The following is a 24146-nucleotide window of genomic DNA, read 5'->3' on the forward strand; positions in this document are numbered from 1 at the left end:
TTTCGACTCTCGATTTTGGATTTTGGAGCCTCCGCTCCGATTTCGCTTTCGTTTCCGCGCGGTAGCGCGTAATCCAAAATCCAGACTTCAAAACCCAAAATTTCTTCGTGCAATTCAAGCGCTTCGACCAGACAAAACCATTCATCGTTCTCGCCATCGTGTTCGCGGCGTGGATGTTTTTGCCGTTCGCAGCGAAACGCCTCGCGAGACACGCGTTTTTTGAGTTCCAAGCGCCCATCGACGTAAGCGCGGCGACCATCCGCACGTTTCAGGATTACTGGGCGATGCGCACGCGCAATCCGAACGACCTCATCGAGGCGGGACAGGAAATCGCGAGACTGAACTCATTTTACGAAAACAAAATCAGGGAGGCCAAAACGCTTGAGGGCGAAATCGCCCGGCTCGAGGCGCTGCTCAACCTGCCCGTGTTTAACGAATACCGCCACGAGGCCGCGCGGGTTGTCCGCCGCGATTACAACGCGTGGTGGCAGCGCATCACGATTCGCAAGGGCCGCAACTACGGCATCACCGTCGGCTCGCCGGTGATTTTTGCGGGGGGGGTCGTGGGGCGCGTGAGCGAGGTGGGGCTCTACACATCCGTCGTCGATCTGCTCAGCAGCCCCGGCGTGCGCCTTTCGGCTGTCATTGAAACGGACGGCAAACATCGCCCCGTCAATTTTCAGGGACGCTCAAGCTCGGCGTTTTCAAACGCAACCGGCTCGCTCGAGTTTGTGCCGCTCGATATTTTTATCGCCTCCGGCGAGGCGCCGCGCGTCGTCACCTCCGGCCTGGGCGGCGTGTTTCCGCCGGGGCTTTCCCTCGGCGTGATACGCAAACTCGAGCCCGACAGCGACGGGCTTTTCCAATCCGCCGAGGTGAGCCTCGACTCGCGCCTGGCCTCCCTCATGGAGGTCACCGTGCTCGTGCCGCTCGCCCCCAAGGAACCGCCGAAGGGAGGCGCGCGATGATCTCCCTCCACCGCCAGCCGCTTGTCGTGATTGTCTGCGGCATCTTGCTTTGGACGATCACCGCGCAAATCAACCACTACCTCGCCGTGTGGCACCTCAATCTTTTCACGGGCGGATTAATGGTCGCCCACGCTGCGCTGCGCTTTCGGTCGCGCGTCATCTGGCGCATCACGCTGCCGCTCGGCCTGTGGCTCGACGCCGCGTCGGCCGTGCCCTTCGGCATGCACGCGGCGCTTTTTCTGCTGGCGGGCGTGATTATTCACCGCGTGCGCGGACGCACGCCGCGCGTCGACACCGCCTCCGGCGTGATCGCCGCGGTGAGCGCCAACGCCATCCTGTTTGTCGTGATCGCGATCGCCTTTGCGATTCGCGGCCCCGTGCAAACCGGCGTCCTCTTCACGCTGCTTGTGAACCTCGCGCTTTCGAGCGCGTTTGTGGCGCTGATCGCGCCGTGGTATATCGCGCTGCAAACACGCGCCCTCGAACTCGCCGGCATCAACGCGCACATGCAGCTCGGCCTCTCCGCGCACGACTAAAAAAATGCAGCCGCCCGACAAGACAGACCCGCGCTCCGGCACGCTCGTTGAGGCCCACAAAACCTACGACAAACGCATCATCATTTTTTATCCCGCCATCGGCGTCCTCCTGCTCATCGTCGCCATCGGGTTCGCCTACCAGCAGCTTTTCAAGGCCAACGAATACGCGGAAAGCGAAAAAATCCAAAGCCTGCGCCGCATCCTCACACCCGGGCCGCGCGGCAACATCTACGATCGCGAAGGCCGCCTGCTCGTCGGCAACCTCGCCCGCTACGCCGTCACCATAAACCTTGACGAACTCCGCGCCGAGTTTCGCCGCGCCTACCTCATCACGCGCCGCAACTACCGCGAGGCGGACGACAAAAACATACCCTCGTCCAGGCAGCTTTGGATCATTGCGCGCTACGCGGTCATGCAACGCTACCTCGACCGGATAAACGAAATCACCGGACGCGACGAGACGGTGAACGCCACGCGTTTCCAGCGCCATTTCAACCAGCAGTTGCTCATCCCCTACACGCTGATCGACGACCTCACACCCGGGGAATACGCGCGCCTCGCCGAGCAACTGCCCGTCAACTCGCCGCTCCGGCTCACCGCCAGCAGCATCCGTTATTATCCGCACGGCAGCGCCGCCGCGCACGTGCTCGGCTATATCCGCTCCAGCGACGACCTCGACGCCGAGGGCTTCCCCGGCGAAAACCTGACCACCTTCAAAATGCGCGGCACCACGGGACGCGACGGGCTCGAGCTAAGATTCAACGAACACCTCCAGGGCAAGCCCGGCTACACCATCTACCGCGTCGATCCCGCGGGCTACCGCATCGAGCCCCCGCTCGAGCACCAGCGCGCCGTCCAGGGACAAAGCATCGTCACCAGCCTCGATATCGACCTGCAAAAAGTCGCCGAGGCGCAACTCGGCGACATCGACAACGACGGTTATCGCGGCGCCGTGGTCGCGCTTGATGTGCTCACCGGCGAAGTCCTCGTGCTTGCCAGCAACCCCGGCTACAACCCCAACGACTTTTTCCCGCGCCTCAGCCAGACAACGGTGGACAAGATGAACACGCAAGGGGCATGGTATAATCTTGCCACCCAAGGGCTGTATCAACCCGGATCCACATTCAAAATCATAGACGCCATCGCCGGATTCCGGCACAACGTGCTCAAGCCGGACACCGAGTATTATTGCGACGGCATACTCCGCGTCGGAAACCGAAACTTTGTCTGCAACAACCACAGCATGCGCGGCGAAATGAGTTTTCGCGACGCGATCGCCAAGAGCTGCAACATCTTTTTTTATCGCGAAAGCCTCGTCCTCGGCGCGCAACCCATCGCCGACGAAGCGCGCCGCTTCGGGCTCGACCAACGCACCGGCATTGAGCTCCCCACCGAATACAAAGGAAATATCCCCGACCCGATCCAACGCCGAGCACGCGGCCAACCATGGGCGGGCGGCGATACCGTCACCATGGCAATCGGACAAAACGAGATTGTCGTCACCCCATTGGAAATGGCCTGTTTCGCCGCCTCGGTCTCACGCAATGAAACCCGCACACCGCCCACGCTTTTGCACGATCCCAACCGTCCTCGCCTGCGCACCGCCCCCATCGGCTTGACGTCCGAACAACGCATCGCGCTCGTCGATGCGATGCGCGAGACCATGAAAACCGGCTCCGGCCGGATGCTCACCAATCCGCGCTTCAAGGCGCTCAACCTTGGTTATCTCGACATCGCCGGAAAAACCGGCACCGCCCAGCGCGAAATGAGTGCAAATGGCAAACGCGGCATTGGCCATCTGGGATGGTTCATTGGATTTGCGCCCGCTGAAAACCCGCGCATTGCCGTTGCGGTAGTTCTTTCAGGCGACATCCCCGGCGAAGATGTTGGCGGCGGCGCCAACGCCGCACCCATCGCGGGCTACGTGCTAAAAAAGTATTTCGAAAAACACCCCGACCAAATCCCCGCGCAAACGGAAATGTAACGCCAACGGACTGTCCCCGTAGGGGCGCACCTACGCGCGCTGCATATCCACCTCCATCCCCTCACTCGGCGGCGGCCAATACGGATTCCCTCCGGTCGCATTTTTCGAATATCCCGCCAGGGCAAAACCCGCCAAACCTGCGTTCAAGAATGGCGGTGGAGCCTGACTTGAACGCTTTGAATCACACAACGCTTCATCTGATCCAGCACAAATCGGAAGGCGGGGTATCCGGTTTTTGAGTTAACATTAACAATGGCGATCGCATTTTCCGGCCCCACGCGAATTGCATAGTCGCGCAGCTTGTCGGCATATTCTTCCGGAGTCACAGGTGTTTTCTCCCACAATATAGTATCATTGTCGGATACCGTGATATTGAGAATATTTTTTGATAATTCCGGATTGTTCCGAAGTTTTTCAGTATGATCCGAATACTTAAGAGAAACGCCTCCGCCTACTTCGACCTTGAACCCCACCCGTCCACGTTCCCGATAGTTTGTTTCAAAGAAAATCTGTTCGATGCCTGCCCGAGTGGCAGAATCAATAACCGCAACAACAGGGCCGCACGTTGCGAAATCATCGCCGGTGAGCAGAATTGAAGCGGGTTTCTTTAAGACATCTTGAGTGGCCTTGTGCATGTCCATCCGCGCAGGAATGTCGTCCAAATCCGAAGGCATGACGATGATCTCGTCATCAGGATTGTAGGTGTAACGGTCAACGTCGCCAGGGCGGACAGGAATATGCGAAACATACACAACCGTCGCTTGCGAAACCTGCACAACCAGAGGTTCACGGTCGTAGAAGATTGATTCTATCGAAAGGGGCGGGGGCACCCAATCCACCTCCGCCTCTTTTTGCTCAATTGGAGGGGGCGTTTTTTTCGAGCACGCCGCCAGGATGAGAATCGCCGAAAACATGACGACAAGAACGACAAATGGTTTGCGCATGCTCATGGCGGGGGCTGTTGATTCGCTGAAGTTTGATTGTCAGGCTGACATGTCGTGTCGCGTCATCAAGCAAACAAAAAAACCGCCAATTCAAAATCGGCGGCTTTGAAACCCGGGATTTGCGATCTGAAATCGCGTCGCGCGCTTATTCGCCGTCGTTGCCGATGGCCTCGACCGGGCAGCCCTCGAGGGCTTCCATGCACAGCGCCGTGTCTTCCTCGGTCGCCGGCTGCGCTTGCACGTAGGAGTATCCGCCCTCGTCGCTGCGCGCGAAAAACGCGGGAGCCGTCTCGCGGCACAGGTCGCAGTCGATGCATTGCTGGTCGACATAGAATTTACCGGGAACATTGGAGGGCCATTTATCGTCTTTGTTTGCCATGATGACAGGCAAACAAAACGAAAACTTCGCGCTGTCAAGTTAGCTCATTTCCCCCGTGGGCGCAAAAACACGCGCTTGCGCCCGCAAATTTTCACGGACGAGTGCTTGTGTTTGCCGGCTTATCGGGCAAGTTTTGCCGCCTCTCCGCCAAGACAGATTCCCTCTTCAAGATGTCATTCTCAGACAGATCCTACGTTCGCGACAATTACAGGAACACCCAGCGGCAAACCAGCACGCTGGTGTGGCTGCTTTGCGCGATTGGCGCAGGCTTTATCATACAGTCAATTTTTGAGCGGCTCGTGCCCGGCGGGGACGGCACTTTCACGCAGGCCGCCGCACTCGTGCCGGGCCTGTTCGTCAAGGGTCGCGCGTGGACGCTCGTCACCTACACATTGCTTCACGGCAACTGGCTGCACCTGCTTGTGAACGGCATCACGATTTACTTCATGGGGCGCGAGGTGCTTCCGCTGCTTGGCAACAAACGCTTCGCCTGGTTCTGCATCGCGGCGGCGGCGGGCGGCGGGCTGATGTGGCTTGCCGTCAATTTCCACCATCAGTATTATACGCTCATCGGCGCGAGCAGCATCTCGCTCGCGCTGCTGATTCTCTTCGCGTGCTTTTATCCGAACAACAAAATCACGGTTTTGCTGTTCTTCATCATACCGGTTTCCATCCGCCCGAAATACCTGGCCATCGCCGCCGCCACGCTCGACCTCTGCGGCCTGTTGTTTCTCGAAATCCCCGGCAGGCACACCGACATTTCAGTCGCCTACTCGGCGCATGTCGGCGGCATAATCGTGGCGGTCTGTTATTATTTCCTGATCCACAAACGGGCCTGGCGCAGAAGTGAGGCAGCCCGCGAGTCCGCGCTGCCCGAATGGCTCCGGAAAAAGAAAAAGCCCGCCGCGGTCGTCGCGCCCAAATACACGGTCAACATCACCAGCCGCGCCGATCTGCGCGCCGAGGTCGACCGCATTCTCGACAAGATCAACAGCCAGGGATTCGCCTCGCTGACCGACGAGGAAAAACGCACGCTCGACAGCGCCAAGGACATGCTCAGCGGAAAGTAGCACCGGCCTGCCGCGCGTTTTTCGCGCTTGGTTTTTTCGGCAACCGGCATTGGCTTGGAAGCGCATGTTGCTCGTGTCCGTTTTCACCTTCCCATCACTATCCGTGTTCATGTTGATCACAATCATGAAGTCCTTCGCCGCCCCTCCGTTCGCGGTCATGCTTTTGCGCCGCGTTTTCCCCGCGGTCATTGCAAAATCGAACTGACTGATTGCGTCGACCCTTTACTTAAAGCCTTCCGATTTTAAACCAGTAAACCCGCAATAGAAACATAACAACAAAGCCATGAAACTCCACTATTCCGCCAGCCCGGACACCACCAACAGCATGACCACGGAGCAGCTCCGCGACACCTATCTCATCCAGGGTATTTTCCAACCCGGCCAGATCATCGCCCACTACACCGACCTCGACCGCATGGTCGTCGTCGGCGTGCAGCCCGCCGGCGCGCCCCTCAAGCTCGGCAATTACAAAGAAATCGGCTCGTCCTACTTCCTCGAGCGCCGCGAAATCGGCATCCTCAACATCACCGCCACGCCCGGCGCCGTCACCGTCGGCGGCAACAAATACGAGCTCGGCCACCTCGACTGCCTCTACATCGGCCTCGGCGAGCAGGACGTCACCTTCTCCGGCGACACCCAGTTCTACTGCATCAGCACGCCCGCCCACATGAAGCATCCGACCGCCGTTCTCCGCGGCGAGGACATCAAGACCCCGCCCATCGGCGACCCGGTCAACGCCAACAAGCGCGTCATCCGCCGCTACATTCACCAGCTCGAGGGCGGCATCAAGAGCTGCCAGCTCGTCATGGGCTGCACCACGCTCGAAACCGGCAGCGTCTGGAACACCATGCCCTCGCACGTCCACAGCCGCCGCACCGAAGTCTATCTCTATTTCGACGTGCCGCGGGACCAGATGGTCGTGCACCTCATGGGCGAGCCCAACCGCACCCGCAACATCATGGTGCAGGACCGCGACGTCGTCCTCTCCCCCGGCTGGTCAATCCACTCCGGCTGCGGCACCGCCGCCTACCGCTTCGTCTGGGCCATGGGCGGCGACAACCAAAAGTTCGAGGACATGGACGCCGTCGAAATCAAGGACATGCGCTGAGTCTTCCCTCACCCAATCGCCAACCAAAACAATCAATAATCAAATGAGCAAATTACTCGATCTCTTCAAACTCGACGGAAAAGTCGCCATCGTCACCGGCGCTGGCCGCGGCATTGGCCAAGGCTACGCCCTCGCCCTCGCCGAAGCCGGCGCGGACGTGGCGCTCGTTGACGTCATCCCGATGGATGAAACCGCCGCAAAAGTCGCCGCCCTCGGCCGCAAGAGCGTCAGCATCACCGCCGACCTCTCCAAGGGAGACGAAGCCGCCCCCGGCATCGTCGCCGAAGTCGTGCAAAAACTCGGCCGCGTTGACATCCTCGTGAACAACGCCGGCATCATCCGCCGCGAACCCTTCACCGAGCACAGCGCGAAAAACTGGAACGACGTCATCGCGATCAACCTCTCCACGCCCTTCTTCCTCAGCCAGGCCGTCGCCAAGCAGATGGTCGCGCAAGGCCAGGGCGGCAAGATCATCAACATCGCCTCGATGCTCTCGTTCCAGGGCGGCATCCTCGTGCCCGGCTACGCGGCGTCGAAAGGCGGCATCAAGAGCCTCACCATGCTCATGGCCAACGAACTCGCGCCGCACAAAATCTGCGCCAACGCGATCGCCCCCGGCTACATCGCCACGGAAAACACGCGCCCGATCCGCGAGAACCCGGAGCGCAACAAGGCGATCCTCGACCGCATCCCCGCCGGACGCTGGGGCACGCCCGAGGACCTCATGACGACGGTCGTGTTTCTCGCCTCGCCCGCCTCCGACTACATCAACGGCCACACCCTCGCCGTGGACGGCGGCTGGCTCTCCCGCTAAGCGAACACCCAGCGCACGCAACCACACTCAAACAAAAAGCGCGCCGGAATTCCCGGCGCGCTTTTTTATTTCCCCTCCCACGCTTCAGCCCTTCAGTCTTTCAGCCCTTCAGCCTTTCCCCCGTCCTCCCCGAATTCAACAACCGCGTCCACCAGCGCGTGCATGCACTCGATTTTGGCGGACGGCGTGATGCCATGCCCCAGGTTGAAAATATGCCCGCCCGGCAACCCGCGCATCGAGCACAGCAAGCGCACCGCCTCGTCGCGCACAATCTCCGGCGTCATTTGCATCAGCGCCGGATCAAGGTTGCCCTGTAGCGCCACGCCCGCCGGCAATCCGCGCCGCAGCGCCGCCAGGTTCACCGTCCAGTCCACGCTCAACACGCGAACACCCGACTTCGCCTGCGCGCCATGCTGCGCCGCGGCGCCCCTGGCATACAAAATCAACGGGAACCCCTCGGGCAGCGCCGCCGCGATCTCGCGTATCCATTTTAAGGATACATATTCGTAGTCATGCGCCGCGATGATTCCGCCCCACGAGTCGAAAATCTGGATCGCGTCCGCCCCCGCCGCGACCTGCATCCGGAAATACGCGATCAACGCGTCCGTGAGCTTGCGCATCAGCGCCTCGAACGCGCCGCGGTCCGTGTAATAAAGCTGCTTCGCGCGCGCAAAATCGTCCGAGCTTCCGCCCTCGAGCATATACGCCGCCAGCGTCCACGGCGAACCGCCGAAACCGAGCAGCGCCTTGCCGCCCGGAGCCATCTCGCCCTTGAGCAAACGCAGCGCGCCGTCCACATACGCAAGCCGCTCGGGCACGGCCTCCGCCGGCGCAAGCGCGTCAATGTCCGCTCGCGACCCGATCCGCCGCGCCATTTCAATTCCCCCGCCCTCGCGAAACGCATACGCCTGCCCGAGCGCCTCGGGAATCACCAGGATGTCGGAAAACAAAATCGCCGCGTCCAGCCCCGGAAACCGTTTCAACGGCTGCAAGGTGACCTCCGCCGCCAGCTCCGGCGTGCGCACCATTTCAAGAAACGACGAACGCGCCTTCAGCTCGCGGTATTCCGGCAGATAACGCCCCGCCTGCCGCATCACCCACACTGGCGGGCGCGACAACGGTTGCGAGGCGCACGCGGCGAGAAATCGTTCACGGGAAGTCATGGCAAATGGGAAGAACGGGAAGTGAGCGGGGAGCGGTGAAAAAACAGACTTCGGACAGGGTGTCCGGCCTCTGGTTTTCCGACTCCCGCCCTTTGTGTTCTGTTTCCCCGACTATCGCTTTTTCCCGAGTGGAATCGACAGGCTTCCGCCGCCGGTTGTCCCCGTGCTGTTGCCCGATTCGCCCCAGGCGCGGAACGACTGGCAGCCCGACATCAACACGCACACCGCCGCAACAAGCGCCAGCACGCCCGCGCGGAAAAAGCCCCGCCCGCATTTTCCCGCGCTTAATCCTTCGTTATGATTGTTCGAGTTCATTTGCATTCATTCATGTTGGTTGGCGCCGATTGGCGATAAAAAACTGTCTCACGGAATGCGCAGCTCCATTCCCACGCGCAACGGTGTGTTGCGCGACTGGAGCTGGTCGCGGTTGGCGTTCACAATCGCGTCCACCTGCGCGTTGCGCGCCGAGCCGTAATGCTGCCTCGCGATGTTGTATAAACTGTCACCCTGGCGCACCACGTGCCGGCGCGCGGGCGCGGCCTGTTGCGGCTGCGGCGCCGGTTGCGAAACGGCCGCGGGCTGCGCGTCGGGTTGCCGGGTCGCGACCGGAGCGGCTTGGGAAAACTGCGTGTTCCGCGATGTGACGACGATCGGATTCTCCGCCGCCACGACGCGCCCCGTTGTCTGCTGGCTCGTGTTTATGGGAACGCGCGCCGCCGCCGCTTGCGCCACGGCGAGGTCGGCGCGCAGGCGTTCGTTTTGCGCGCGAAGCCGGTTGATTGTCTCGGCGTAATCCGGGGACGCCCCGGACAAATCCAGCGAGGGCCGTCCGGGCAGCGTGCTCATGTAGTCGCGCTTTGCCGCGTCGATCCGCTGCTCGATCATCGCGCGCTGCGGCGAGTTCCGCATTATGGCCATGTATTTTTGATAATGATAAATCGCCGTCAGGTAGTCGCGCACCTGCTGCTGGTAAATGATCGCCATGTCCAGGTGCGTCTCCGGCGCCTTGTTGAGCCCGCGCTTGACGAGCACCCGGTCATACGCGGCCAGCGCCTCCGACGTGCGCCCCTGCCTGACCATTTCCTTCGCCTTTCTGTAATCCGGCTCGTCAACCTCCGCCACTTCCGCGGTGCTCTCCGCGCGCCAGCATCCCGCCGCCAAAAGCAGCGCGGCGCACAGGCAAAAAAACACGGAAAACAGGGACCGGCGGGATCTCATCTTGAAAAGCTAGACGGAAAAGGATTTGAACGACAATAAACTCCTTCGTAATTTTTGCAACAAACCGGCAGAGACAATTCAAATCAATGACACTTTCCACAAAAATCGCCCTTTCCCGAGCCCGCGCCTGCATCCGCACCGAAATGGACGCCCTCAAGGCAACCGCCGCCGCACTCGATGAGGAGTTCGCCGTCTGCGCCCGCATGGTGGGCGACACCGCCGCGAACGGCGGCAAGCTCGTCTTCTCCGGCGTGGGCAAATCCGCGCACATCGCCCAAAAACTCGCGGGCACTTTCAACAGCACCGGCATCGTCTCCTGCTTCCTCGATCCCACGCAGGCGCTCCACGGCGATTTCGGCATCTGCGCCGAGGGCGACACGGCCTTCCTCATCAGCAACTCCGGCCAGTCCGAGGAAATCCTCCGCATCATTCCCGCCCTGAAACGCTTCGGCCTGAAAATCCTCGCGCTCACCAGTTTTGCAGACTCCGACATCGCGCGCCACGCCGACTGCCGCCTGCTCTATCGCGTGCCCCGCGAAGCCTGCCCGCTCGAGCTCGCCCCCACCGCCAGCACCACCGCGGCCATGGCCCTCGGCGACGCGCTCGCCATGGTGCTCCTCGAAACACGCGGCTTCACGCGCGAGGATTTCGCCCTGCGCCATCCCGCCGGAAACCTCGGGCGCCTGCTGCTGCTCAAGGTGAAGGACATCATGCGCACCGGCGACCGCCTCCCGCTCATCACGGCTGACGGCACGCTCCAGGAATCCATCCTCGCCATGACCGCCGCCAAGTCCGGTTGTATCGCGATCATCGACCCGAAGACAAAAAAGCTCGCGGGCATCCTCACCGACGGCGATTTCCGCCGCGCCGCGCTCACCGGCAACAATTTCCTGTCCAAACCCGTCTCCAAGTTCATGACGCGCACGCCGAAGGTCATCGACGAAAACGCCCTGGGCGTCGAGGCCATGCGCCTTTTCGAAAAGCACAAGATCGACGATCTCATCGTGGTTGACAAAAAAGCCCGCCCCGTCGGCGTGATCGACGGCCAGGACCTGCCGAAGTTGAAGATCGTGTAAGCGCGTGGTGAAACGACACGCGCACGCAATTCGCAGGGGCGCACTTTACGTGCGCCCGCGTATGCGAAAGACTGTTTGTCCGACCTACGAAAGCACTTGCCTGCGCGTGGCTCAGATTTAACGTTAGGCCGCTATGCCAGACCACCCCAAAATCAATTGGCAGTTTCAGGACTTGCACGCACCGAGTCCAAACCGCGATTGGGTAGCGCTCCAGAAGCTGGAGGCTGACATCTGTTTGTTCTATCAGCAGCAAGCACACTATTCGCATGTCATGGGCGACCTTTACTACGGAGATGTGTATTCTCTGCCGTATTGGGAGATGTTGAGTCTCGAAGACTTGGACGGAGAGAGGTTGGAGTTCGTGCAGTCCGGCTGCTTGATGATTTTGCTCGCGATGAGCTGGGAGCTTATCGACGGCTCTGGCAGCTATTTGATGCCGCATGTTTCAGAAGCGCTGGCTGGTGTTCGTGCATCTAAGCCTGCCACCAGCCGCGTGGCTCGTCTTCGGCAGCATGTCGAGGATATTTTGAGCTACCTTCAGGACAAGCGCCCCAGTCTATCAGCAGTTGAGGAGGAGCGCGAGTGGTTCGGATTTGTGGACACTTCGCAGTGGGCGCATCGCGAATTTGTGTTCGGATACTTTCGGAATTGGTGCGATGAATTTATCAAGAATCCATATTATCACGGTGGAACGGTCTAACCATGCGTTGCAGCGGAGCAGCCGAGGTCTTGCCTTTTGACATAAAGGCGGCAACGCGGACGAACACCATTCGCCGATGAATTCGAAACCCGGATACGCGAGGTGCGCCCCTACAAGCAAACTAGCGCGTTTTGAGGCAGAGCGGTTGCCACCAACCCAAAAGGTTCCGCCATTGACACCCATGATGATAAGCAAACAATTCTTGCCATGTCCCCCGCAATCCCAAAAACGAACTTGGCTCAATAGCGCTGATCAGCAAAGCAAGTATTGGCACTATGAAAACGAAAATTCTAATGGCACTCGGTGCAGCTATAGGGTTCGCTATCTACGAAATGGTCGAGCACGGTATAAAGCAGGCCGACTGGCGGCGGGTCGTCGCTGTGCCGATGATCATGTTCGTGCTGCTATTGTTTGTTCCAAACCGATGGTTCGAAATAAAGAAAACACCAAATTCATGACATGTTGCAGAAGATGCTGCTACTCCGAGAAAAAATTCAAATTGTATTGATTGCCCTCGGGATGTTTTTCTGCGGATTTGGTTTTGCGCTATTCAAACCATTTGCGACCGAGGAAGAACCTCCTTCACCGCCTGTGCATAAGGTCGGGTTTTGGAAGGATGGAGGCATATCAAAAGAAGCGGGACGTCGGTTTGCGCCATGGGTTATGGCTGCTGGTGTTGTATCGTTTGCTGGCGCATTTCTGATGCGCGATCGTAGATGATCCCTGAAAGGCAAAATCACGCATGTATGTGGTGGGCGGAAGCGGAAGGTAGGGCGAACCGTCCCGGTGAGCCGGTCGCATTATCGACTCACCGAGACGGTTCGCCCTACCTTAAACCTGAAAACCGCGATTGGAGATTAATTTTGCAGCAGGCCCGGGGGGATGTTCCTTGGTTTTTCACCGGGCTGTTCCAATCGCGGCGCGATTGAACGGCACCATCGCAATGTTTGTTCGATCATCGGCTTGCGTTTTTCCAACCCGCCCCAGCTGCTGCTCATGTGCAGCACATGCTTGTGCCCGCTTCGTCCGCCCACCGCTCCGCACAGGAACACCTCCATGCGCAGCGTCACCGGACGCTTGTATTCGCGCTTTTCGCCCAACGCCGCCCCCTGCCACACACTGAGCAGGTTGAAGAGCATCAGCACCGAGCGAAACGCCGCCTCCGTCGCAAAAAACTCCCGCCGGCAAAAACTGTCCGCCGCCAAGTCGTCCTTGAGTTCGCATATGCGCTGCTCGATTCGCGCGCGCTGGTTGTAATCGCGCCACAACGCCTCGGGCGCATCGTTGCGATTGGTCACGAACACGCGGTGGGTGTAACCGGGCACATCGATAAGCTTGCGCCCCACCGCCCGCTTGTTCTCACGCACGCGTTCGCGCACCACAATGAACCGCCGCTCGCCCGCCCAGCCTTGCAACGCGGTCCGGAACTCGCCCACCGCGTAGTTTTCATCCAGCTCGCGCCACTCGCGCACCCCCGCGCAATGCAGCTTGATCGACTTGGTCATGCGCGCCACCACGATGTAACAAAGCTCCCGCGCCTCCAAAAACCCCAGCAACGCCTGATCGAAAAAACCGCTGTCCGCCCTGAGGCAACGCAACCGCCAGCCCTCCGGCAAAAGTAACAACGCCTCCGTCAGAAACGCCATCACGCCGCGCCCCGCGGTGGTGTTGCCGCTGCGCAACCAACCATGCAGCACAAACGCCGGCTCGGCCAAAACCGCCAGCAACGGATGATGCGAAGCCCTGCCGGGACGCCGGGGATTGTAACCCTTCTTCGCCCCCTCCTGCCTCCCATACCGCTCGAACACCGTCGAATCCAGATCAAGCGTGACGCCCTGGCGCTTCAGTTTTGCGAGCAACCACGCGTTAAGCGCGGGGAAAAACGCGTCGATTTGTTTCCAGCCAAAGCGGCCGAAAAACGCGCGCGTGGCATCCTCCCCCGGCCAACGCTTCCAGCCGAGTAACTCACGCAAGGCCACGTCCGAACGCAGCAAATTGACATGCGCGAAGCGCCGCGCTCCCGCCGCCACGCCCAGCCAGAAGGCGAGCAGGATGTTGAGCGGCCCATGCGAGTTGGGCGAAGTGTAGTCGAAGGGCAAAAGCGAACGCACCGCGCCGGGCAAATCGAGCTGCCGCCAGAACTCGACCAGGACGGCCAGGCCGCCGAAAGGCGTGACCGGCCGCGGAGTGGAACGCAAAATGGCTTTGCGTCCGTCGCCCAGACGGTAAAACTCGTGATGCACTGTTTCGTTCGCTTCGTGAATGTTGTTTTTCATCACCCAACATCTTGACGAAGTTTTCCTTAGGGCGAAACAGTGCTCTTTTCCCCCTCCTTCAATCGCTGTTTTCAGGTTGAATAGTAATGGCATTCGCTTATTTCTTCCGCACCAGGCGCTCGATTTCGGCGCGCGTGGGCGCGGAGGGTTGGGCGCCGAGGCGGGTGACGGAGATCGTCGCGGCGGCGTTGGCGAAACACACCGCGTCGGCCAATGAGCGGCCTTCGCTGAGGGCGACGGCGAGCGCGCCGTTGAAGGTGTCGCCGGCGGCGGTCGTGTCCACCGCCTTCACTTTGCGGACGGGGACGAGTTTGCTCGTTTCGGCGTTGCACAGATATGCGCCTTTCGAGCCAAGCGTGATGATCACGTTTTTCACGCCCTTGCCCATGATCACGCGGGCGGCGGCCTCGGCGCTGGCGGTGTCGGTGACCTTGATGCCGGAGAGAAACTCGGCCTCGGTTTCGTTGGGCGTGATGATCGAGACGAGCTTGAGCAACGAGGCCGGAAGCGGCGCGGCGGGCGCCGGGGCGGGATTCAATATGACGGGCACGCCGTGCTTTTTCGCAAGGCGCGCGGCGGCCGTGATCGACGAAATCGGGTTTTCAAGTTGCGTCACGAGCATGTCGGCGTTTTTGAAGGCGGCCTCGGCGTTTTGAACGTCCTTTGGGAGCAGTTTTTCATTGGCACCCGAGGCGACGGCGATGCTGTTTTCGCCGGACTCGGACACGAAGATGAGCGCGACGCCCGAGGGCGCTTTCGGGTCGCGCTGAATGTGGCGCGTGTTGATTTTGTCGGCCTTGAGTCCCGCGAGCGCCCGGTCGCCAAACATGTCGCGGCCCACGCGGGCGACGAAGGTGACGTCGGCCCCGGCGCGCGCGGCGGCAACGGCCTGGTTGGCGCCCTTGCCCCCGGCGGCGGTCACAAACCGTCCGCCGATGAGCGTTTCACCGGGACGCGGAATGCGTCCGAGTTTTATTATCATGTCGGTGTTGGAGCTGCCGACAACGAGGATGCGAGGTTTTTTCATATTGGGAAAATGGCGTTTAGAGCTTCGAGATGACGAGGAAGGCGATGCCGATGAAGAAGGTAATAAACATGGCGGCGAGGAGCGAGGAGGTGCCCTTGGGCGCGCCCTTGAATTCCTTCCAGATGAACACCCCCCAGACGGCGGCGACCATTGTGGCACACTGGCCGAGCGCGTAGGACAGGGCGGCGCCGGCGGCGGAGGCGGCGATGAGGCTGAACGCCATGCCAAAATTCCAAACCGTGCCGCCGAGGATGCCGACGGCGTGCAGCCGGAGATTGCCCTTGGTGAAGTAGTCGCTCACGGGCACGGGTTCGCCGCGCACGGGTTTTTTCGAGGCGATGGTGTTCCAGACGAAGTTGGAGAGGAAGAGTCCGAGCGCGAACACGACGAGCGCGGTGTAGGGCGTCATCAGGCCGGGCTCGGGCGCGGCGAAGTTTTGAATCATGCCCTTGGAAACAAGGCCGAAGAAACCGCCGCCCATGAGGAGGCCGGCGACGACGGAGATCACGATGCCAAACGCGGAGCCGCCGGACTTGCCGCCGCCGCTCTTGGCGGCCATGAGTTTTTTGTAGGCGAGGGCGTTGAGGACAATGGCGACGGCGACGAGCGCGACGCCGATGTAGAGTTGCGTGGCGTTGCCGACCTCGCCGGGGCGGAAGAATGCGGTCTGCAGCGTGCCGACGACCAGCGCAAGCCCGACGCCAATCGGAAACGCGACGGCGAGGCCGGCGATGTCGATTGCGATGACGAGCAGGATGTTTGAAAGGTTGAACAAAACGCCGCCGAGAAACGCGAGCGCCATGTGGTTGGTGCCGGCCTGCGAGATGTCGGCGAGGAAGGAGCGACCCTCGGAGCCGATGCTCCCGATGGTGAACGCCATGACGAGCGCGGAGAGCAGCACGCCGAGGCCGTAGTCCCAGTAGAAGAGCTGGTATTTCCACTCACGGCTGGCGAGCTTCTGGGTGTTGCCCCACGATCCCCAGCAAAGCATGGTCACGAAGCACAGGATCACCGCGACAGGGTATGATTGTATTGTTAGCATGATGTTTTATATTTTGGGTTTATATTTTGTCTTGCAGGTTTGATGTTGGATAATAACGGCGGAAAAGTGAGACGGGGCGGACGACAGGACGCGCGGCGCGGACGTTTATATTATTTATACTAATTTATACTAATCCAGTTTTCGCACGGACTGCCTGATGACGAGCGAGGTGGGCAGGCACAGTCCGCTTTTCGTCGCGCTCGACGGGGCGCGCATTTCGTCGAGGAGGAGCTTGACGGCGGCGGCGCCCATTTCGAGGTGCGGCTGCGCGACTGTCGTGAGCGGCGGGGAAAGGTGCGCGAGGTAGGGCTGGTCGTCGAAGGCGATCACCGAAATGTCCCCGGGCACGCCGCGGTTTTCCTCGCGCAAGGCTCGCAGGGCGCCGAGCGCGAGAAGATTGCTCATGGCGAAGATCGCCGTGATGTCGGGGGTCGCGCGGATGAGGAGCTTGGTGTCGAGGTAGCCGCTTTGCTCGCCAAAGGAATCGCCGACGACGAGGCGCGGATCAAAGGGAACGCCCCGCTCCTTGAGCGCGGCGGTGTAGCCGCCGACGCGCGCCTCGCTGGGCGCGGTGCCGACCATGCCCCGCAGGCATGCGATGCGGCGGTGGCCGTTGTCGAGCAGGTGCGCGGTGGCGTTTTTCGCGCCGGCGAAATTGTCCGCGCTCACATAGGGCAGGCCGAGGCCGGGGAAGACGCGATCGACCAGCACCAGCGGGCGTTGCTCGCGCGCGTAGCGTTCGAGGTAATCCGGCGTCTGGCCGACCGGGCAAAGAATCATGCCGTCAACCTGCCGCGCCCAGAGCAACTCGATGGACTGCTTTTCAAGCGCGGGGTTTTCCTCGCTGTCGCAAAGCACGATTGAGTAGCCGTGCGTGCGCGCCACGTTGACGACCTGGCTGGCAATGCCGGCGAAAAAGGGATTGGCGATGTCGGGAATTATCAGGCCGATGGTGTGCGTTTTTTTGAGGCGCAGGCCTTTCGCAATCGGGTTTGGCGTGAAGTTTTCCTTCGCGGCGAAGTCCTTGATTGCTTTTTCGGTTTCAGGGCTAATTCGGTATTTCTGGGCCTGTCCGCTGAGCACACGCGAAACCGTGGTTGGCGAAACGCCAAACTTTTCCGAGATGAGCTTTAGGGAGTTGCGAGGCCTGGAATTCATTCCAAGAAAACGGATTATATTGATAACAAAGACAAATGCGCGGGCGGGGGTTTACTGGTTTTGCGCAATCGTTAGAGTTCATTTCAACACGACCGTCAATGAAAAAATAATTCATTGAACATTAAGTAGATGTGAATTAATAAATCAGATTTTTAGTTTCATGGCGCAGGTTAATTTATGCGCCCCCATACCATTGGATAAATAAAGAGCCCCTTTGATTATATCACAACTGAATGATTTACACTAAATTACACTGCAAATCAATCTGCGCAAACGATTGTGTTGACACGAGTGGCATATTTCTTCTCATTGCCAATTCAATCCCGCATTTTGGAAGCCCTACAAGTGCTTCACTTGGTGCCGTTTTTGTCTTCCCTCCCAAAAATCCACACGATTATTCCCTATGAAAAACCTCATCATCGCAGCGATTGCGTCCTCATTGTTACTGGCGAACCTCGCGTCCGCCTTGGATTACTCCGTCGAGCCGGGCAAGCCCGTGAAAATCATCTTCGACACCGACATGGGCAACGATGTCGATGACGCGCTCGCGCTCGCCATGCTCCATTCGTTGCAAAACCGCGGCGTGAGCGAACTGCTCGCCGTCACGCTCACCTATCCGACACCCGACGCGGGGCAATTTGTCGCCGCGGTGAACACCTTTTACGGCAGGCCGAACATTCCCATCGGAGTCACGCCCGACGCCCCCGTCGCCGTTCCCGAAAGCAAGTATCTGAAAGTCGCCGCCTACAAGGACAGCAAGGGAAAGCTGCTTTATCCGGCCAAGTTCAACGCCGCCAAGGCGCCGAAATCGGTTGACTTGATACGCCGCGTGCTGGCCTCCGCCGGCGATCGCGAAATCGTCATGGTGCAAGTTGGTTTTTCCACAAATCTCGCCCGTCTGCTCGAATCCGGCCCGGACGCCATCTCGCCCCTTTCGGGCAAGGAGCTCGTCCGCCAAAAAGTGAAAATCCTCTCCATCATGGCGGGGCAATTTCCACAGGACACCCGCAACAAGAAAAAGCCCGAGTTCAACGTGCGCTGGGACGTGCCCGCCGCGCGCAAACTCGTCGCGGGCTGGCCGACCCCCATCGTGTGGAGCGGCTTTGAAATCGGCAAGGCCGTGCTCTATCCCGCATGGAGCATCGACAACGATTACCGCTACGTGAAAAACCACCCCGTCCAGCAAGCCTACCAGGCCTACAACCCCACGCCGCACGAACGCCCCTGCTGGGATCTCACCTCGGTGGCCTACGCCGTGTGGCCCGGCAAGGACCGCGGTTATTTCACGCTCTCGCCCGCCGGCAACGTCGAATTCGGCCCCGACGGCCACACAAAGTTCGTCGCCGACAAAAACGGCAACAACTACTACCTCATCGTGGACGCCGTGCAAGCCGCGCGCCTGCGCGAGGTCCTGGCGGCGCTCGCCTCCGAGCCGCCGCAGAAAAAGTAAATGCCGCGCGCTTCAAATAACTCTAAAAACAACAAAGCCGCCGCCCGCGCAATTGCGGGCGGCGGCTTTGTTTAATGGCTCGCCAAACGGCGCGCCCAGTTGTCCGATGCGGTCGTGAAGCGCACCGGCAACAGCACCTTTGTTGCCTCGGGCGCGGGGAATTCAGGTTTGTGCGAACGATACGATACGATGCAAGCCCCCGGATCAGTTGCCTCCACCCCGGAGGCGAAGGATGAGACGACGGCTCCACCGAGTGCGAGGCCGGGCACAACCGCGAGTTTATTGACTGTTTTCATTTTTTATAAACTCCGCGCAAAGGCGGAGAGTTTGGTTTCTTTTGGTTTTGTGTTTTTGGTTTCAGACACCGCGACACCACCGTCCGCAAAGACCGCGGGCATCGCGCTGTTCGGAGCCACGCCGCGCAATCGCGACACGCCCCAAATCCTTCAGTTTTGGGATGCCTTGGAAACGCCGCGCCCCACCCCGCCCATGTCGCCCGCACTTTCAAAGAACGCCCGGCGAACGCCCTCCGGCCTCATGATCAAAACCGCCATGCGTGCAATAAACAGGTCCCGTGCCAGGCGCCCAACACACACACCGCGGGGTGTAATTGCGAATGGTAGCAAAACGCAAAGATGCAATCCTTTGGAGTGCGGTGGCAAAGCGAAGCGGCGACACCGCTTTGAGCGATTTGCGCCCGGTGAAAATCTTACGCTGTTCAAAGCGGTGTCGCCGGTCGCTTGCGCTCCCTTTGCCACCGCACTCCAAAATAACTCAGCTTCGTCGCGTATTCCATCAAACGGCTACCAATTGCAATTACACCCCACACCGCGCCAAAACCGGCGTGCGTTTTCCCGCATTCGTCCGCAACGGTGACCGGCAAATGGCGGCGGATTGATGGAAAATGCCACCCCACCGGGATAAGACGCCGTCTCCCGCGCGACCGCCTTCCTGTTTTTTGCGCCTAATCGCGGGGCGAAGTGCAATCAATCGTCCACCGCCGCATTGCGACATACCTTTATTTTCTCAAAATTTTCATTTCCCAAGTCGCGTCGAATCTCCCAACCTCTGGGATTCCCTCATGATCTCTCTCAAAAAGCTTTTCGGCAAAGACCAGAAATTCTACGATCTTCTCGAAGCCAGCGCGGAAGAGTCGCTCACGAGCACCAAGCTCCTTTCAAACTTTCTCCAACGGCTGGACGCGTTTCGCAATTCCTCCACCGATCTCGACGAGTTCATTCACAACCGTCGCAAGGACAAAAAAATCAACAACCGCATCACCGAGGAACTCTGCCGCACCTTCGTGACCCCCATTGAGCGCGAGGACATCGAGGCGCTTTCGACCGCGCTCTACAAAATTCCCAAGACGGTCGAGAAACTCGTTTCGCGCATCTCGGTTTATCCCGGCAAGCTCCCCCGCGAAAGCCTGATCCAGCAGGCCGCCTACTTGAGCAAGGCCGCCGAGTGTGTTGTGAGCATGGTCAAGCAGCTGCGCGGCGGCGCCAACATGGAACGCATCGGCGAGGACAACACCCGCCTGCAATTCATCGAGGGCGAGGGCGACCGGCACCTGCTCGAATTGATAAAGGAACTTTACCAGGGCCCCTACGATGCGAAGGAAACCGTCATTCTCGGTGAATTTTTCGAAATGCTTGAAAAGGCAATCGACCGCTGCCGTGACGCTGGAAACGTGATTTTCCAAATCGTGCTGAAATACTCCTGAGCGGCCCGTCGGCAATCTCCCACCGATAACCTCAGCACGCCGCCCAGCAGTCGCCGCGCCACGCCATGACCCTTTTCCTAATCGTCATCATCGCCGTCCTCGCGTTCGAGTTCATCAACGGCTTTCACGACACCGCCAATTCCATCGCCACAGTCGTATCGACCAAGGTGCTCACGCCCCGCCAGGCCGTCATGATGGCGGCCACCGTCGATCTCGCCGGCGCGCTCATCATGGGCACCAGCGTGGCCATGACAATCGGCGCGGGGCTTGTCGATGTGAGCGTGATCACGATGCCCGCGGTGCTTTGCGCGCTGCTCGGCGCGATTTTTTGGAATCTTTTCACCTGGTGGCTCGGCCTTCCGTCGAGCTCCAGCCACGCGCTCATCGGCGGGCTCTGCGGCGCGGCGGTCGCCTCGGCGCACTGCGACTGGAGCGTGCTGCACTGGTCGGATGTTGACGCGGCGGGCAACATCATCGGCATCTGGCCCAAGGTCATCATGCCCATGCTCATCGCCCCGTGCATCGGCTTCGGCGTGGCGGTGATTGTGATGAGCATTCTCTACATTGTGCTGAAACGCGTGCGCCCCCGCTTCATCAACATGATTTTCGGCAAGCTGCAAATCGTCAGCGCCGCGTGGATGGGATTCAGCCACGGCTCCAACGACGCGCAAAAAGGCATGGGCATCGTCACGCTCGCGCTTTGCACCGCCACCACCAGCGGCCTGTTCGACGACCTGCCCTCGTGGCTATCGTTCCTGCGCACGCCCGAGATGAAGGTGCACACCTGGGTCATTCTTCTTTGCGGCATCACGATGGCCGCCGGCACCGCGATGGGCGGCTGGCGCATCATCAAGACCATGGGGCACAAGATGGTAAAACTTCAGCCCATAAACGGCTTCGCCGCCGAAACCTCCGCGGCGTGCGTGATCGTGGCCGCCACGCATTTCGGCGTGCCGCTCTCGACCACGCACGTCATCTCGACCTCGATCATGGGTGTCGGCGCGGTGAAGCGTTTCAGCGCGGTCAAGTGGGGCATCGTCGGCCGCATCGTCTGGGCCTGGGTGCTCACACTGCCGATCACCTGCCTCGTCGGTTTCGGCCTGATGCGCCTCGCGCATGTCCTGTTCACATTTTGATGCGTCGCGGGCTGGTGGTGGAATAAAACCACCACGAGGATGGCCGCACCTCAGCGCAATCCCAAATGCCGCGCCAACCCGGGTCTGAACAGCAAAACGCATCCGGCCCGACACGATTCAATCAACAAACAACGTCCCGACCCCTTCGCCTGCCCTCGACCCCTTCGCCTGCCCTAAACAACGTCCCGACCCCTTCGCCTGCTCTTTGTTCACTGTTTTGATTGTTGTTCACTTTCTGTTTTTCAGTTCCGTAATAACGCCAACACTTGGTATGGGCGGTTGACTATTCCTTGCCCAACAAGGTCTCTCACCTTGCAAGAGGCACCAAGCTTTCCTTGGCACACACGACGCCAAAAAAGTTCGTAACACATACCCTTGTAACACCTTTTCTTCAATTTGGCTCGCAACACGTTCCCTCTACGGAAACCACCTCGTGGATTTCAGCAAAATATAATCTAATTACATGTTCTTGTGGCACCTTAAATATGCCCCGAACAATAACGGGGGTGCCGTGTCTAACATTAGTGTATTTTGTATAACGTCCATGAATCCAGATGACGTCAGGATCCGTTGATTCGAACTCAGTTCTATTCTTATAAAGAATCGGCCCAACATTTCTATATCCAGCATAGATTCCAATCACTGATATTGCTCGATTATCATATTTTGATGGATTATTAAATAATTCACTAATAGGGACATCGACATAGTCTAATGGTTCAATAGGCATACAGCCAACTGATTTCATCGAAGTGTTCCTTGCACATCCTCCCGTAGCACTGATAAAAATAACGGTGAATAATAAATATATAATATGTTTATTCATACTTCCATTTATAGCTCCCAATTGTTCTAGTTTTTATTTTGTTATCGCGCTTCTCCATTACACGCACGACGGTATTACTTGAAAGTGGACTATGGTGCACTCTTCCAAGATAACTTGGTTTTCCTGAATTATTTACTACCTGATAATCACTATCCTTTTGTCCCGGATACATGTTAGGGTAAGAAAAATCACCTCCACTACTATCATGCGAATGGTAAAAACCTACTACAGTCCCCATATATCCCGGTATGATCCGGAGAGATAGGTAACACTTAATCCGGGGTGATAGGAATTTTTGAAGGGGTCAGGTTGATGTTCGTTGATTCTCATAGACCTTAATTTGATTTTCACGCACGTATTTGCGACCGCTTGAGAGCCTGCCCAAGTCCAGCTTTTTCGCAATCCACCAAACCGGCGCGCTGGTCGGCGACTCCTCCCGGTGCGCCTCCATTGGCTCCGCCCTGTAATTGTTGCGGTCGACCAGGCGGTAACGAACATTCGGATACTGAATTTGCATCGCGCGAGACATGCCCGTGATGCTCCGACTCCCGTTCATTCGGTCAACTTAATTAATCAACAATCATGGGCTCGATCCCTTCAAAAAATTCCTAGGATGCCGACTGCCGGTCTTCCTCCGTTGCGACGGATACGGTCGTGTTCACGATGCGAAAACTTGCGAGCGAACTGGCGGATCGCCAGAACATGAGGGCGAGCGCGGAACAGGCGCAGAGGAGCAAAACCAGGGGAAGCAACGTGCCGTTGGGAATGAGTCCAAGCAGAATGCCCGCCCCGCCACCGATGACGTATTGCACCACGCCGAGCAACGCGGAGGCGGTGCCCGCGCGCCGGGCGCTGACACAGTAAATGGCCTCGGAGGTGAGCCCGCCGAACAGAAAACTAAGGCTGGATATCGCACAGAACAACAGTCCGCAAACGACGACCGCGTTTTCAACGCCGAGCAGCAGGGCCGCGAGCAGCACGCCGAGGCAACCGAGGTGGACGGTAAAGCCAAACCTAAGATTTTTCCGCACACTCATGCGAGAGCATAAATACATGTTCCACTGCCCAACCAGAATCATGCCGACGGAATAGGCCGCAAACATGATGCTGTAGACAGTTGGCGACATCCCGAAATGCGTCATGAAAATAAAGGACGACCCGCTGATGTAAGTGAAGAGCGTTCCCATGATCAGTCCGCTGGAGAGCGCCATTCCGAGGTAACGCCGGTTTTTTATAATCTCCCAGTAGTCTTTGAATACGCCCGCGGGAGTGAGGCGCGAACGCATCTGAATCGGTTGGGTTTCTGGAATGAAAAAACACGCGAACCCCCATGCGGCCAAGGCGAAGACCACGAGAACCCAAAAGATCGCGCGCCAGCCCATGAGGCTGAGTATCACACCACCAATGATGGGCGCAAGGATCGGAGAGATCGACTGCACCTGAATAAGAAAGGTGGGCTTACCCACGAATTGCGGACAGTGGCGCAGACGGGATGGGAAGATCAGTTGTTAAGTTTTTCGAAGTCAACCGGGGAAAGATATCCGAGTG

General features: G+C 59.0%; 24 protein-coding genes. 13 read left to right on the forward strand and 11 right to left on the reverse strand.

Annotated elements, in window-relative coordinates; translation table 11 throughout:
* Positions 1-107 precede the first annotated feature (107 nt).
* From mreC to M2103_RS11850, 3 genes are read left to right on the forward strand one after another with little or no spacing between them, the layout of a single operon-like run.
* Positions 108-968 (forward strand): rod shape-determining protein MreC, encoded by an 861-nt coding sequence (mreC, locus tag M2103_RS11840; RefSeq protein WP_277510786.1) that lies wholly within the window; start codon positions 108-110, stop codon positions 966-968.
* Positions 965-1504, forward strand: a complete 540-nt coding sequence (locus M2103_RS11845) for a hypothetical protein (RefSeq protein ID WP_277510789.1) — start codon at positions 965-967, stop codon at positions 1502-1504. Before mreC ends, M2103_RS11845 begins: the two co-directional genes overlap by 4 nt.
* Before the next feature lie 4 nt (positions 1505-1508).
* Positions 1509-3488: a penicillin-binding transpeptidase domain-containing protein gene (locus tag M2103_RS11850; protein WP_277510792.1), complete on the forward strand. Its 1980-nt coding sequence runs from the start codon at positions 1509-1511 to the stop codon at positions 3486-3488.
* 143 nt (positions 3489-3631) lie between these two features.
* Here the strand turns inward: M2103_RS11850 and M2103_RS11855 are convergent, their stop codons facing one another.
* Complete coding sequence (locus M2103_RS11855) at positions 3632-4438, reverse strand: hypothetical protein (protein WP_277510793.1); 807 nt, start codon at positions 4436-4438, stop codon at positions 3632-3634.
* 139 nt (positions 4439-4577) lie between these two features.
* The gene (locus M2103_RS11860; protein WP_108824775.1) at positions 4578-4811 is read right to left on the reverse strand and encodes a ferredoxin; all 234 of its coding nucleotides are present in this window, start codon (positions 4809-4811) and stop codon (positions 4578-4580) included.
* A gap of 170 nt (positions 4812-4981) precedes the next feature.
* Between M2103_RS11860 and M2103_RS11865 the strand changes: the two genes are divergently transcribed.
* The 3 genes from M2103_RS11865 (at position 4982) to kduD (ending at position 7803) form a co-directional block, all read left to right on the forward strand.
* Positions 4982-5881 carry a rhomboid family intramembrane serine protease gene (locus M2103_RS11865; RefSeq protein ID WP_277510795.1) on the forward strand — a complete coding sequence of 300 codons (900 nt, stop codon included), beginning with the start codon at positions 4982-4984 and terminating at the stop codon, positions 5879-5881.
* A gap of 283 nt (positions 5882-6164) precedes the next feature.
* Positions 6165-6989, forward strand: coding sequence for a 5-dehydro-4-deoxy-D-glucuronate isomerase (kduI, locus tag M2103_RS11870; protein ID WP_277510796.1), 825 nt, complete (start codon positions 6165-6167; stop codon positions 6987-6989).
* Between the two features lie 43 nt (positions 6990-7032).
* Complete coding sequence (gene kduD / locus M2103_RS11875; RefSeq protein WP_277510798.1) at positions 7033-7803, forward strand: 2-dehydro-3-deoxy-D-gluconate 5-dehydrogenase KduD; 771 nt, start codon at positions 7033-7035, stop codon at positions 7801-7803.
* A gap of 92 nt (positions 7804-7895) precedes the next feature.
* Here the strand turns inward: kduD and hemE are convergent, their stop codons facing one another.
* The 3 genes from hemE to M2103_RS11890 all read right to left on the reverse strand — a co-directional run bounded on the left by hemE (position 7896) and on the right by M2103_RS11890 (position 10184).
* Entirely contained in the window at positions 7896-8966 is a 1071-nt protein-coding gene (gene hemE, locus M2103_RS11880; RefSeq protein WP_277510799.1) for a uroporphyrinogen decarboxylase, read from the reverse strand.
* Between the two features lie 111 nt (positions 8967-9077).
* Positions 9078-9281: a hypothetical protein gene (locus M2103_RS11885; RefSeq protein WP_277510800.1), complete on the reverse strand. Its 204-nt coding sequence runs from the start codon at positions 9279-9281 to the stop codon at positions 9078-9080.
* Between the two features lie 48 nt (positions 9282-9329).
* On the reverse strand, positions 9330-10184 hold the full coding sequence (locus M2103_RS11890; protein WP_277510801.1) for a LysM peptidoglycan-binding domain-containing protein: 855 nt from the start codon (positions 10182-10184) through the stop codon (positions 9330-9332).
* Positions 10185-10270: 86 nt separating this feature from the next.
* On the opposite strand from M2103_RS11890, the gene M2103_RS11895 reads away from it, so the two are divergent.
* From M2103_RS11895 to M2103_RS11910, 4 genes are all read left to right on the forward strand, one after another.
* Positions 10271-11260 carry a KpsF/GutQ family sugar-phosphate isomerase gene (locus tag M2103_RS11895; protein WP_277510802.1) on the forward strand — a complete coding sequence of 330 codons (990 nt, stop codon included), beginning with the start codon at positions 10271-10273 and terminating at the stop codon, positions 11258-11260.
* 133 nt (positions 11261-11393) lie between these two features.
* Positions 11394-11960, forward strand: a complete 567-nt coding sequence (locus M2103_RS11900; RefSeq protein ID WP_277510803.1) for a hypothetical protein — start codon at positions 11394-11396, stop codon at positions 11958-11960.
* A 275-nt stretch (positions 11961-12235) separates the two neighbouring features.
* A complete protein-coding gene (locus M2103_RS11905; RefSeq protein WP_277510805.1) occupies positions 12236-12418 on the forward strand; it encodes a hypothetical protein in 183 nt (60 codons plus the stop codon).
* Between the two features lies 1 nt (position 12419).
* On the forward strand, positions 12420-12680 hold the full coding sequence (locus M2103_RS11910) for a hypothetical protein (RefSeq protein ID WP_277510807.1): 261 nt from the start codon (positions 12420-12422) through the stop codon (positions 12678-12680).
* Positions 12681-12817: 137 nt separating this feature from the next.
* On the opposite strand, the gene M2103_RS11915 is transcribed toward M2103_RS11910, so the two are convergent.
* From M2103_RS11915 to M2103_RS11930, 4 genes are all read right to left on the reverse strand, one after another.
* Positions 12818-14236 (reverse strand): IS1380 family transposase, encoded by a 1419-nt coding sequence (locus tag M2103_RS11915; RefSeq protein ID WP_277510810.1) that lies wholly within the window; start codon positions 14234-14236, stop codon positions 12818-12820.
* A gap of 97 nt (positions 14237-14333) precedes the next feature.
* Positions 14334-15263 (reverse strand): ribokinase, encoded by a 930-nt coding sequence (gene rbsK / locus M2103_RS11920; RefSeq protein WP_277510812.1) that lies wholly within the window; start codon positions 15261-15263, stop codon positions 14334-14336.
* A 16-nt stretch (positions 15264-15279) separates the two neighbouring features.
* Complete coding sequence (locus M2103_RS11925) at positions 15280-16305, reverse strand: GRP family sugar transporter (RefSeq protein WP_277510814.1); 1026 nt, start codon at positions 16303-16305, stop codon at positions 15280-15282.
* Between the two features lie 129 nt (positions 16306-16434).
* Positions 16435-17463 (reverse strand): LacI family DNA-binding transcriptional regulator, encoded by a 1029-nt coding sequence (locus M2103_RS11930; RefSeq protein WP_277510815.1) that lies wholly within the window; start codon positions 17461-17463, stop codon positions 16435-16437.
* A 403-nt stretch (positions 17464-17866) separates the two neighbouring features.
* On the opposite strand from M2103_RS11930, the gene M2103_RS11935 reads away from it, so the two are divergent.
* A complete protein-coding gene (locus M2103_RS11935) occupies positions 17867-18913 on the forward strand; it encodes a nucleoside hydrolase (RefSeq protein WP_277510816.1) in 1047 nt (348 codons plus the stop codon).
* A gap of 71 nt (positions 18914-18984) precedes the next feature.
* Here the strand turns inward: M2103_RS11935 and M2103_RS11940 are convergent, their stop codons facing one another.
* On the reverse strand, positions 18985-19209 hold the full coding sequence (locus M2103_RS11940; protein ID WP_277510818.1) for a hypothetical protein: 225 nt from the start codon (positions 19207-19209) through the stop codon (positions 18985-18987).
* A 785-nt stretch (positions 19210-19994) separates the two neighbouring features.
* Here M2103_RS11940 and M2103_RS11945 point away from each other — a divergent pair.
* Together M2103_RS11945 and M2103_RS11950 are read left to right on the forward strand one after the other, a co-directional pair.
* The gene (locus tag M2103_RS11945; protein WP_277510821.1) at positions 19995-20636 is read left to right on the forward strand and encodes a DUF47 family protein; all 642 of its coding nucleotides are present in this window, start codon (positions 19995-19997) and stop codon (positions 20634-20636) included.
* Between the two features lie 65 nt (positions 20637-20701).
* Positions 20702-21772 (forward strand): inorganic phosphate transporter, encoded by a 1071-nt coding sequence (locus M2103_RS11950; protein WP_277510823.1) that lies wholly within the window; start codon positions 20702-20704, stop codon positions 21770-21772.
* Between the two features lie 1434 nt (positions 21773-23206).
* On the opposite strand, the gene M2103_RS11955 is transcribed toward M2103_RS11950, so the two are convergent.
* Entirely contained in the window at positions 23207-24064 is an 858-nt protein-coding gene (locus M2103_RS11955) for an MFS transporter (RefSeq protein WP_345783558.1), read from the reverse strand.
* Positions 24065-24146 lie beyond the last annotated feature (82 nt).

It is taken from the genome of Ereboglobus sp. PH5-5 (assembly GCF_029504805.1).
In the GTDB taxonomy this organism is placed as follows: Bacteria; Verrucomicrobiota; Verrucomicrobiia; order Opitutales; family Opitutaceae; genus Ereboglobus.

Excerpts from the sequence above, each read along its gene's own strand:
- M2103_RS11855 (WP_277510793.1), bottom strand. The coding sequence starts at position 4,438 with ATGAGCATGCGCAAACCATTTGTCGTTCTTGTCGTCATGTTTTCGGCG.
- M2103_RS11885 (WP_277510800.1), bottom strand. The coding sequence starts at position 9,281 with ATGAACTCGAACAATCATAACGAAGGATTAAGCGCGGGAAAATGCGGG.
- M2103_RS11860 (WP_108824775.1), bottom strand. The coding sequence starts at position 4,811 with ATGGCAAACAAAGACGATAAATGGCCCTCCAATGTTCCCGGTAAATTC.
- kduD (WP_277510798.1), top strand. The coding sequence starts at position 7,033 with ATGAGCAAATTACTCGATCTCTTCAAACTCGACGGAAAAGTCGCCATC.
- M2103_RS11890 (WP_277510801.1), bottom strand. The coding sequence starts at position 10,184 with ATGAGATCCCGCCGGTCCCTGTTTTCCGTGTTTTTTTGCCTGTGCGCC.
- M2103_RS11945 (WP_277510821.1), top strand. The coding sequence starts at position 19,995 with ATGATCTCTCTCAAAAAGCTTTTCGGCAAAGACCAGAAATTCTACGAT.
- M2103_RS11895 (WP_277510802.1), top strand. The coding sequence starts at position 10,271 with ATGACACTTTCCACAAAAATCGCCCTTTCCCGAGCCCGCGCCTGCATC.
- M2103_RS11950 (WP_277510823.1), top strand. The coding sequence starts at position 20,702 with ATGACCCTTTTCCTAATCGTCATCATCGCCGTCCTCGCGTTCGAGTTC.
- rbsK (WP_277510812.1), bottom strand. The coding sequence starts at position 15,263 with ATGAAAAAACCTCGCATCCTCGTTGTCGGCAGCTCCAACACCGACATG.
- M2103_RS11925 (WP_277510814.1), bottom strand. The coding sequence starts at position 16,305 with ATGCTAACAATACAATCATACCCTGTCGCGGTGATCCTGTGCTTCGTG.
- M2103_RS11900 (WP_277510803.1), top strand. The coding sequence starts at position 11,394 with ATGCCAGACCACCCCAAAATCAATTGGCAGTTTCAGGACTTGCACGCA.
- M2103_RS11850 (WP_277510792.1), top strand. The coding sequence starts at position 1,509 with ATGCAGCCGCCCGACAAGACAGACCCGCGCTCCGGCACGCTCGTTGAG.
- M2103_RS11915 (WP_277510810.1), bottom strand. The coding sequence starts at position 14,236 with ATGAAAAACAACATTCACGAAGCGAACGAAACAGTGCATCACGAGTTT.
- M2103_RS11930 (WP_277510815.1), bottom strand. The coding sequence starts at position 17,463 with ATGAATTCCAGGCCTCGCAACTCCCTAAAGCTCATCTCGGAAAAGTTT.
- M2103_RS11940 (WP_277510818.1), bottom strand. The coding sequence starts at position 19,209 with ATGAAAACAGTCAATAAACTCGCGGTTGTGCCCGGCCTCGCACTCGGT.
- M2103_RS11905 (WP_277510805.1), top strand. The coding sequence starts at position 12,236 with ATGAAAACGAAAATTCTAATGGCACTCGGTGCAGCTATAGGGTTCGCT.
- hemE (WP_277510799.1), bottom strand. The coding sequence starts at position 8,966 with ATGACTTCCCGTGAACGATTTCTCGCCGCGTGCGCCTCGCAACCGTTG.
- M2103_RS11910 (WP_277510807.1), top strand. The coding sequence starts at position 12,420 with ATGTTGCAGAAGATGCTGCTACTCCGAGAAAAAATTCAAATTGTATTG.
- M2103_RS11935 (WP_277510816.1), top strand. The coding sequence starts at position 17,867 with ATGAAAAACCTCATCATCGCAGCGATTGCGTCCTCATTGTTACTGGCG.
- M2103_RS11845 (WP_277510789.1), top strand. The coding sequence starts at position 965 with ATGATCTCCCTCCACCGCCAGCCGCTTGTCGTGATTGTCTGCGGCATC.
- M2103_RS11865 (WP_277510795.1), top strand. The coding sequence starts at position 4,982 with ATGTCATTCTCAGACAGATCCTACGTTCGCGACAATTACAGGAACACC.
- kduI (WP_277510796.1), top strand. The coding sequence starts at position 6,165 with ATGAAACTCCACTATTCCGCCAGCCCGGACACCACCAACAGCATGACC.